Consider the following 10,554-nt stretch of genomic DNA (forward strand, 5'->3'; position numbering starts at 1 on the left):
AGACACTGTTGGCCGCCACATTAATCGAGCCGTCGGCATCGACGTTTGAACCGGCAATGACTGCTGCCTTGCCTGCGTCGAGATTGATGTCACCGGTGGCGCTCAGTTGCGAGCCGACGGTCGTTTCGTCGTAGCTTTTGTAGCTGGACGAGCCTTTGGACAGGAAGCCGCTGCGCGATCCTTTGTCGTCCTTGGCGCTGGTGTCCTTGCCGGAGGCGATGACGAGGTCGCCGCCGGTGGTGATGTTCAGGTCCGCGGCGGCGGTCTCGTTGCCGGCCTCGATTTTCGAGGCCGAGATGACCGTGTCCTTGCCGGATTCAATATCGACGCCGCCACCGCCTGTGATGGCGGAACCGACGGCCGTCGTCGTTTCCAGATGCGTAGTCGTCTTCTCGCTGCTGCCGAGGAAACCGCCCTTGAGGCTGAGCTTGGTATCGAGGGTCGCGGTGTCAGTGGCTTCGGCGATCGTTACGTCACCATCGGCCTTGAGAGCGACCTTGCCGTCGGCGGCGAGCTTGCTGCCGACGATGTTGAGGTCGTGATCGCCGCTGCCATTGCCTGCCGTCACCGAGAGATCGCCGCCGGCCGATACTTCCGAGCCGACATGGGTGATCGACGAGGCGGATTTCTTGCCAAAGGAGCTGGCGGATGTTTCCTGCGCGGCCGTGATGTTGATATCGTCGCCGGCGCTCAGCGCGACATTGCCGCCGGCCTTGACGGAGGAGCCGGAGAGCAGGATGTCGTCGCCTGATTTGATCGTCGCATTGGTGCCGGCGGATAGCTGCGATTGCTGCTGGTCGGTGGAGAGGGTCTTGGTGTAGCCGGACTGGTTGTTGCGGGCGACATCGGTCGACACCACAGCCACCGAGCCCTTGTCGGCGGTCACATCGAGCGTCGTTCCCGCCTTGGCCGAACTGCCGATGACGTTGACATTGTCGGTTGCCTTGATTGTCAGGCTACCGCCGCTGGCTATCTGGCTGCCGGTGGCGTTCTGCTGGCCTGCATTGTCAACCTTGGCTGCAGTCAGCGTCACGTTGTTGCCGGTGAGCGAGGCGTTGCCTGTGGCATTGACCTTGACGCCCTTCAGCGCCAGACCGCCGCTGCCGCCGGCAAGCTGCAGATTGCCGCCTGCCGTCACGCCTGCATTGGTATTGACGAGGTTCTGGCCGCCGATCGTCATCGTCTGGGCCGCCAGCGTGATGCCGTTGGTGGTATTGAGCGCCGTGTCGCCGCGCGACAGGAACGTGCCGCTGCCCTGGATGGAGCTGCCGGAGACGGTAAGGCCGCCAGCGGATGCGATCAGACCGGAATTGTCGAGATTGCCGAYATTCATATCGACCGAGCCGCCCGCCATGACGGCGCCGGCACCGCTAAGCTTCTGCCGGTCGGCGGCGGCGACGTAGACGACAGGAGCAAGCACCTGGACGCCGTCGACAGTCTGCCACTGGTAGAGGACGATCGACTTGGTGAGGGCCGCCGCCTGCTCCGGAGTAAGCCCTTGGCCGACAGCTAGGCCGTTATCCCTGGCATAGGTGACGCCGTTGTCGAGCAACGTCTTCATCTGCTCGATGGCGTCATTGCCAGCGATGAAGGTGCTTCTGCCGAGCCCCTCGCCGACAAGCTGCCGCAACTGCGTGTCGATCAGCTGGTTCTCGAAATAGGCATCGCCCAGAAACGGAACCGTCGTCTCCGGCTTGTAGCCGATTTCTTTCATGAAATAGCCGGAGCCATAGAACTTGCCGACATCGAGATAGGCTGCGCGGGTTTCGAACAGGAAGATCTGTCCGGGTAGGGTGCCGCCGACGCCGCCCGATTTCGGCTTGGCGGCGGCCGCAAGGGCCGCGCCGTCGACGCGGATGCGGTCGGCAATATTGCCGAGCTCGGCAAGCAGGTTGCCGCCGTTGGCGGTGACGCCGCCGAGCGCCGCGTTGACATTGAACAACGCGCCGCCGGCGGTCAGGCCGGAAAGCGCCGAAAGCGGATCACCGGGATTGCTGGATGCCGCCAGGCTGGCGCCGCCTGCCATCGAGCCGGCTGCGGACGTGTTGTTGACGCTGCCGAAATCGACGGAGAGGGCACCGCCCGCCTTGATGTTGGCCGATACGCCGCCGATCGCCTGGACGGAGCTGACGATCGTCGTGCCGTTGGCGATGTTCTTCGAGGGATTGGCGTTGCCATTGGCATCATAGGCCGTGCAGGCGCCCTGCGCGTTGCAGGTTGTCGTCGTCGTGCGAAAGAGGGTGACGCCGGTATTGGTCAGCGTTGAGCCCTTCAGCGTCGCGTCGCCGCCGGCCTCGATCGAGCTGTAGGMRTTGRTGAGATTCGTGGCGTCGATCGAAAGGTTGCGGCTCGCCCGGATCGTCGCTTCCGGGCTGAGCGTGCCRACCAAGCGGTCCTCGTAGACCGACTGACTGAGGTGGGACGACCAATCCCAGGAGTAGGTGGTGCTTTCGTCCGAGCCGCTGAAATTCACCTCGTCGACGATGAAGTATCGCGACGGATTGTTGGGATCGGCAACGGGATTGCCGTTCGCGTCCCTCGGCACCCGGTCCCTGATCCAGTCGATGATCGGCCCGACCTTCTCCGGTCCGTCGGCCGAGATCCAGGTCCAGGCGCGGTAAGTCGTGCCGTCGGCAAGCGTCGCCTTCGACCAGAGCAGCGGCTGATAATCCTGCCACAAGCCCGGATCGACGCCCGCATAGAGCTGGTACATGTTCTGATCTGCGGTCTCGAGGTAGCCGAACGGCAGGCCGGCGGCAACGGGATTCAGCGTGAAACCGGTGACGACGCCTGAAGACACCAGCGTCCCGGTCGTCCATTGCGGCGTGGCGGCCCGCTGGTTGGTCAGGGCGCTGGTCAGGATCGACATGTCGTTTCCGGCCTGGATGAGACCGGAAATATTGGTGACTTCAGTGTTTCTCAGCCCGGCCGCCACCCCGGCGATCTGAAGGTCATGGTTGGCGAGGATGGCGCCCTGATTGTTGGTGAGCACGCCGCCGACGAAGAGGCTGGCGTCGTTGCCGGCATAGGCGAGGCCCGTGGCGCTGTTGGTGAAGTTACCGGCAATGTTGAATGTGAGATGGTTGCGGGCTGCCAGTTGCCCGGTATTGGTCAGCGACGGCAGTGTCAGCGTCAGGTCGTTGGCGGCGAGCAGCGCGGTGCCGGCCGTCGTGGTAAGACCACGCGCCTTGATGGCGATATCGCCCGAACCGCCGGCAGTGGTAATGGCATTGACCCGGGCGCCACTGAGATCGGCCGTGCCGGAGAGATCGAGAGCCAGGCCGCCGAGAGTGAGGCTGCTGTTGGCAAGGTTGGCGCTTGCGGCGTTCAGCGTCAGCGTACCGCCGGTGGCAATGTTGCTCGCCCGGCCATTGGAGAGATCGATATTAGTCGTGGTGACCGTCAGGTTGCCGGCTGTGCGGGTGGGATTGCCGTAGCTGATCTGGCCGCCAGACGCCGTGAGCGCAGCGCTGCTGAGGCTCTGGAGCTTGTTATAGGCAATATTCTGGCCGGCGCTGGCCGAAAGAGCGCCGCTGCTCAGTAGGGCGTCGCCGGCCGTGATCGAACCGCTTGTGGCCGCAAGGCTCATGCTGCCGATCTGCTGGAGCTTCAGCGTGCCGGCGGATGCAGCGGTGGCGGCGAAGTCGAGGCCGGAAACGAGAGTATCGACGGTGATATCCCGCGCCGAGAGGCTGGCGTTGCCGGCGGCAAGCGACTGGCCGGTAAGGTCGATCGTGCCGCCGGCGGCGATCGTCATGTCCTGATGCGCAACGACGTTGGCGCTGACATCACCCGCTGCGCTGGCGTCGACGTTTCCGGCGGCAAGCAAGTTGCCGGCGCTGATATCGGTGGCCGTCGCCTTGAGCGTGAGATCGCCGGTCTGCCCGAGGGCAATGTCGCCATTGGCCGACTGCGCGGTGGCGGCAAAATCGACGCCGGACACGATGGCGCCGGCCTGAATTGCCGGACCCGTGACCGAGACGTCGCCGGCTCCAAGGAGCTGGCCGGTGACCGATGTATCGGCGTTGATGGTAACGGCTCCGTGGCCGCTGACATTATCGGCCTGGAAACGACCGGCATCGATGAGGAGAGCGCCTGCGGCAAGCAGTGTGTCGATATCGACGCTCCCGCTGCTGCCGGCATCAAGCATCAGGTCGCCGGCCGTACCGACGGCGATGGCGCCGCCCGGCGAGGCGGCGGTGGCGGCAAAGTCCATGCCGGCAACGATCGTGCCCGCTGCAATCGAACCGCCGCTGATCGATACATCGCCGGCGCCGAGGAGCTGGCCGGTGATATCAGTGTTGCCGGAAAGCGCGATCGCGCCATGGCTGGTGATGGCGGCGGCACTGAGGTTGGCGGCGGAAGCCGAGATGTTGCCTGCCGCAAGCAGGGTGCCGGTATCGATGTCACCACTGGCGGCAAGGGAGAGATCGCCGCTCTGCGTCAGCACGATATTGCCGCCGGCCGCTTCCGTTCCCGCAAAGTCGATGCCGGCGATGATCGCATCGGCTGCGATGGCCGAGCCGGTGAGGTCGATGTTGCCGCCACTGAGGATCTGACCGCTGATGTCAGTGGCCGCGTTGATCGCGATGGCGCCATGCGCAATGACGCTCTGGGCTGTCAGCGCCGCTGATGTGACCGACGTATCACCGGCCGACAGGAGCGCGTCGACGTCGACGGCGCCGCCGCTGGCGGCAAGCTGGATGTCTCCGGCGCCTGATAGAACCGTGCTGCCGTTTGCCGCCGCATTCGTCGCAGCGATGTCGAGACCCGAGACGACCGTAGCGGCCGAGATCGAACGGCCTGAAGCCGTGACGTTGCCCTGCGCCAGCACATCGCCAGAGATGCCGATATCGGCGCCGGCGGCAAGCGTGATGTCATTGCCGGTGACAAGCGACGCTGCGGCGATCGAGCCTGATGTCGCTGTGATTGTCAGCGCACCGCCACCCTTTGCGGCGCCACCGACCTGGATGTCGCCCGACGTGCTGGACAAGGTAAGCGCATTGCCGGCCACGACGCTGCCGGCCGCGATCCCGGCCGCCGACAACATCTCGAGGTTGGCGGCACTGTTTGCCTCTCCGCCGACACTCAACAAGCCGCTGCCGCTCGAAAGCAGGATGTCGCCATCGGCGGCGACCGTATCGAGGGTAATTCCCTGATCCGCCTGAACGGCGACCTTGGCTTTCGAGGCCACCTTGGCGGCCGTCACCTTCGCCTTCGAGGAGATCGAAACGCCCTGCTGGCCGGAGACGTTACCAAGCGAGATCTTGCCGTCGGCCGACAGCGACAATTCGTTGGTGTTGGCCGCAAGATTGCCGCTCATGCGCACGCCGGCACCCTTTTCGGTGACGACGATCTTGATGCGGTCGGCCTGCATGGCGCCGAGTGCTGTGCCGTCGATCGCATATTCCGGCGTGCCAGAAATCGGAGCGAGCGCCTGGGAATTGCCCGTCGCGTAGTCGAAGTTGGATGCACCCGCCGTCACGCGCAGGTCCTTGCCATAGACCGGGCCGTTGACGTGGACCGCGCGAGAGACGATGTCGAAGAGATCGACCGCGCCGGGCCCGGCAGCGAAGTTGCCGCCGTTCGGTCCAATGGTGACATCCCCGCCATTGACGATAAAGCCGTTGAGCTTGCCATCGGCCCCAATCTGCGGCGCGCCTGTGGTCAGCGTTGCATGCGGCGTGTTGATGAAGCCGCAGCCATCGCAGGTGATGCCGTTCGGATTAGCGATGACGACATCGGCGCGGCCACCAAACACCTCAGTCGGGCCGTTCAAAGCCGAGCGATTGCCGCTGGTCACCTCGTTGAGGATGACCGATGCCGGAGCAGAATTATTCAGATTAGGATTGCCCGGCGTGACGCCGCCGAGATTGGAATTGCCGATCTCGCCCTTGTAGTTGTTGAGGATGAGGCCCGGCGTGCCGACGTTGAAATTGTCGTATTTGTTATGCGACAAGCCGGCTGCATTCGGGGTGACGATGTCGATCAGCGGCACGCCGTTCGGGGCGGCGCCGACGCCCGGCTGGTTGGCGGCGGCCGCCGTGGTGCTCGCAGAGACCGACTGCGCATTGGCAAGCATCGGCTGAAACACGAGCAAACTGCTCAGCAGGAGCGCGAGCGATTGCCGGGCGAGACGTGCCAGCCTGCGACCAGGTCTTCCATTTGCTCCGGCGACGCCACATGTTGCTGTCGTCGACTTGCACCGCTCTTCGCTCATCACTGCCTTCCGCGACCTAAATCCATGCGGCGGATAAATCCCGCATTAGTTGCAATTTCTTAGTTGACCGAAACCATAGCCGTTGATGACGGTCAACTTCTGCCTGTGCTTGAGGTAAATGCAATCCGAACAAAATGGACGCGATTTGGCGCGTCCCCGTGGCGTCCGGCGTGCCTATTCCCCGAACTTCTTGAACGTGATGGAGGAATAGGCTCCCGGAAGAACTTCCCTCATGACCTCGCGCTCGGCCTGGCTTGCTTCCTGCCCAACCACGACGGGGTGGGTCTTCGTCCCCTGCACACGGAAGTATCCGGCATCGACGATCTGGCCCTCGCCAATCGTAATCTTGCTCGCACCTTCCAAGGCGCTGATGTAGCTGAACAGTCCGCCATGATCGCCGCCCGCCTCGAGCGTCATCGTTCCGTTTGGCAAAGACATCTGACAGGAGGCGTAGGTCACGACATAAGTACCGGGCGCGATCGGATGCAAAACGCGTTCGTACTCCTTCGCGTTGCCGACAGGGTTCAGGAGATTGCCGTTTATATCCGCCGGCTTGCTTTGCTCAGGCAAAAGCCATTTGAAACCGCTCCAGACATCTTCAGGATCCGCCACCTTGTCAGGTTCGCCGTCGACGAGCTTGCGGAGACGAATTTGGCCGGCACATTGCATGGGGCCGAACAAGCCGGGATAGATAAAGCGCGCCAGGATCAACGCGCCTTTTTGTTTTCTTTCGTTCAGAATCTCAGTGGATTTTGCCACTCTTTCGCTGGCGACCATCGCGGGATCTTTTGCCCCGCCGCATGAAGCCAGCAGCACCGCTATGACGCTCAATCCCGCAGCCGCAAAAAGCCTTTTGTTCATACGAAATTTCTCCATTTCGATTGGGACAGGGGATTCAAACCCTGGCGAGGCCCCGTCGCCATCCTCTTTCGGGTTCGACAATATGACTGCTGCATCGCAGGACTATTTTTGGGTGAGCCACGTCTTCAAATTGCGTGTGAAGGATTTCGACAACCGCTGCGCCATGATGTCAGGCGCCCCTGACGTCGTCGCCGCGTTGATCGCAACAGCGACGATCACGCCGTAGCCGCTCCCGCGCATGGAGAGATCTTCGCCATGGATGTTTTGCGCTTCGGCGATCAGTTGCCCGGTCTTGGCGTCTTCCAGCCGGACGGTCCCATCGATCATGCTGTCATGCCCGCCGATGATCCGCGCCTGCTTGGTGGTGACATCGAAGACGTGCAGCGTCACGACCAGCCTGCCGCGCGTGGGTCCGCCGGGCACGCCGATCAATTCCTTGGCCATCGTCGCCTGAAGCGTGCGAACCGCCTCCTGGACCTGCTGGTCCGGCTTGTCGCCGAAACCGAATGTCTTGACGTCGGGGGCCAACTCAATCCGGATTTCGCGCACCGAGGTTCGTTGAAGGGCCGCAATTAGCCGGGGATCGGTCGTCGTGACGCAGGACGCAAGTGTCGCCGCCAGAAGGAGAAGGGTTAGAAAACGCACGATACGCATACAGAAACTCCGGGATTCAGGCATAGGGTTCGAGTGTCAGCGAAATTCAGTTCCTGTTGTCCGACGACGATGCAGGCTTGGCCTTGGCGTCGAGATGCTTGTAGAGCTCGGTCAACTGGGACTTGGGCGCGGGGCACCCTTTCGATTTGGCAATGCTGGTCAGGACATTGTTTCTGTTGCGCAACGCATCGATCTCGACCTTTTCGGGCGATTTCGGATCCATGAAAAACAGCGCAGGCAGAAACAGGAGGACGCCGGTCGCGCCGAGGACGATGTTCTTGCCTTGCGCGTCCGTCCGCTCCTTCACTGTCGACGTGATCTGCCGTTCGTTCGCCTCGAATTCACGCGCGATGCCGGCGCAATCGAACGCGCTGTCGGTCGGGTTGGTCGAAGCGACCGGCCGGGCCTCCCGGCCGGCGCAGCCGGCAAGCGAGATGGAAAGGGCAAGGATCAGCGCTGTCGATGTCGAAAAGGTCTGAGTGAGTTTATTCTTCGAAATATTGCCGGTGGTCATTTTTGCTTCCGTTACCAATGAGTGGATGCGCTGAAATAAAAGAGCCCGCCGTCGACCTGGTCGAGGCTGCTTGCAACGATGTCGGAATAGCCGAGGTCGGCGCTGATATTGCCGCCGACAGCGCGGATACCGGCCGTCCAGCTGGCGAGATCGCCCCCCGTGATGTCGAAGCGTTTTTGCGAATAGACATGGCCGTAGTCCAGGCCGAGGTAAGGACGCAGCTCGCCGAGGACCTTCGCGACTGCATCGCCGCTTTCGTTGGATTTCGTTCTCCAGACGATCTCGTTGTGGCTGAACATGCCATTGTTGCCGAAGAGCACGCTTTCGCGCGTGCCGCGGACATTGCTGTAGCTGCCAAGCGAGATCTGCTCCGCGCCAAGGAGATTGTCGGGGGAATATTGACCGCTGAGCAGCGAGGTCAGCTCAAACTGCCGGCCGGCCAGCGTGAACGGCTGCGTCACGCTGATCGTGGCGTTGAATTTCGAAAATCGCGGATCAGCGTTGCCGGCGCCGGGATCGCCTGGTTCCACGGCATCGAAGAGACCGAGCCCCTTGTCGTAGCTGGCATCGAACACCCAGATGCCGCCGAACATGCGGCRGGAATGGGAAATACCGATCTCGCCGACCGTATAGCGGCGGCTGCCGACCTCGATCAGGTTGCCGAGCAGGAAGTTGTTCGTCTGTTTGTAGGTCAGGCTGCTGCGGACAGTCGTGATCGAATCCTTGTCGCGCAAGACGACACGATCGATACCGAGACCGGCCTGCCCCGAATTGCCCGAGGTTTCGAGCGATGAGAAATTTCCTTCGACCGCACTTTCATATTGGTACCAGGAGCCGTTCAGCGAAACAGTGGAGTAACCGTAGGGGACACTGACGCTGCCGGAATAGCTGTTGCCATATCCCTTTCCGTCATTGCGCCACGGATAGTCCGGACCACTATGCTCGTAGGAGAAGGACCACTGATCGTTGATATCAAGCAGGTCGTCCAAGCCCAGCGATGCCGAGCTCCGGGAAAAACCGGTGCTTTCCTGCCCCATATTGTTGTTGCCGAGGGAGGCATGCCAGGGTCGGCCCGGGCGGTTTTCGATATTGAGGATCGACGTTCCGTCCTTGGGACCGGGCAGCATGGCGGATTTGGCATCGTTGGCCTGCAGCCGGTTCATCTGGTCGAGCCCCTGCTCGATATCGCGGATATTGACGACCCGACCGATCAGGCCCGGAAAGGCTGTCGCCAGCGAACCGCTGCCGGCGACTTTCTGGCCATTGAGATAGATGTCCGAGAGCGTGCCTTCGACGACGAGCAGGCGGAGGATTCTGGTCTTGGCGATATCCTGCTGCGGCACGTAAGCCCGCGAGGTCACATAGCCATGATCGATATAGAGGTGCGTGACATCGCGCAGCACCGCATTGATCTCGGCGAGGCCGACGCATCGGTTGCCGTAAGGTGCGGTCACCTTGCCGATCTCCTGCGCCGATAGCAGGTTTGCCCCATCGATCTCGACACGCGTGATGTCGAAACAGGCGCCATTTCCGGGGCCTGCGGGCAAAGATCCGTTTTCCCCATCCGCGCTGCCGCCCGGTGTGGCACGGCGAAGCGCATCCAGCCGCTGCGACTGCGTCCGCTCTTCCTGGCGGCGGTTAAAATCGTCGGCCGGCGACTGTGCGTGGGCGGTAGCGACACCGATCATGAGGACGGCGCCGACAACCAGGGAGGATCGAATGTCTGTCGTCATTTTGAAATTCGGCTACTTCACGGCAGTGGGCTGGAGTTCGTCGAGGGCCGGCTTCAGCCCTTTCAGCGAGAAACGGATATTGACGTCCTGGCCGTTCATCAGCCGCACCAGCCCTTCAGCACTCGAGCCTTTCTTCAGCGCCGCGGCCGTCTTCGTATCCAGCGCCTGCTGCGCCCAGCATCCGGACTGGTTGCAATTGCGATAGTCGAGTTTGGCGACCGGCTTACCATCGGCATTGATCGACAGGCCGGAGGGCAGGAAGACGTTGAGCGGCAGAAGGGCGGTCAGCATCAGCCGCGGCTTGCCCTTGTCGCCCTTGCCCTTTTCGCCCTTGCCCTGGGAACCGGCCGGCGAAGCTGCGATCGCCAACGTCAGGATATTGACGGGTTTGCCGTCTTTAGTGACTTGCGCGACCTGGGCGACTTCGCAGGCCTCAGCGCCTGCCGAACTGGTGCAGCGATAATACCAGTCGTCGAATTTCTGGGATTTCATGGCCGGCGCCGGTTGAGCGGGCGCCTGCACCTGTTCCGGTCCTTGATCGGCCGGAACAGGTGATTGCGAAAAAGCCGGGT

6 protein-coding genes are annotated in these 10,554 nt (G+C 62.4%); all 6 read right to left on the bottom strand.

Translation table 11 applies throughout. The annotated features are described in order from the left end of the window. Nucleotides 1-6,220 (bottom strand): two-partner secretion domain-containing protein (locus AC1D1Z_RS29485; RefSeq protein ID WP_477852458.1); only part of this gene is annotated, 6,220 nt, incomplete at its 3' end. A gap of 174 nt (nt 6,221-6,394) precedes the next feature. After that, nucleotides 6,395-7,081 carry a hypothetical protein gene (locus tag AC1D1Z_RS29490; RefSeq protein ID WP_477852459.1) on the bottom strand — a complete coding sequence of 229 codons (687 nt, stop codon included), beginning with the start codon at nt 7,079-7,081 and terminating at the stop codon, nt 6,395-6,397. Between the two features lie 102 nt (nt 7,082-7,183). Beyond that, a complete protein-coding gene (locus AC1D1Z_RS29495; RefSeq protein ID WP_222285896.1) occupies nt 7,184-7,735 on the bottom strand; it encodes a hypothetical protein in 552 nt (183 codons plus the stop codon). 46 nt (nt 7,736-7,781) lie between these two features. After that, the gene (locus AC1D1Z_RS29500; RefSeq protein ID WP_018448578.1) at nt 7,782-8,249 is read right to left on the bottom strand and encodes a hypothetical protein; all 468 of its coding nucleotides are present in this window, start codon (nt 8,247-8,249) and stop codon (nt 7,782-7,784) included. A gap of 11 nt (nt 8,250-8,260) precedes the next feature. After that, nucleotides 8,261-9,982, bottom strand: a complete 1,722-nt coding sequence (locus tag AC1D1Z_RS29505) for a ShlB/FhaC/HecB family hemolysin secretion/activation protein (protein ID WP_477852462.1) — start codon at nt 9,980-9,982, stop codon at nt 8,261-8,263. Between the two features lie 12 nt (nt 9,983-9,994). Beyond that, on the bottom strand, nt 9,995-10,554 hold a 560-nt coding region (locus tag AC1D1Z_RS29510; RefSeq protein ID WP_477852464.1), incomplete at its 5' end, for an invasion associated locus B family protein.

The organism is Rhizobium sp. P1_E1 (assembly GCF_056406015.1).

Excerpts from the sequence above, each read along its gene's own strand:
- AC1D1Z_RS29500 (WP_018448578.1), bottom strand. The coding sequence starts at position 8,249 with ATGACCACCGGCAATATTTCGAAGAATAAACTCACTCAGACCTTTTCG.
- AC1D1Z_RS29495 (WP_222285896.1), bottom strand. The coding sequence starts at position 7,735 with ATGCGTATCGTGCGTTTTCTAACCCTTCTCCTTCTGGCGGCGACACTT.
- AC1D1Z_RS29490 (WP_477852459.1), bottom strand. The coding sequence starts at position 7,081 with ATGAACAAAAGGCTTTTTGCGGCTGCGGGATTGAGCGTCATAGCGGTG.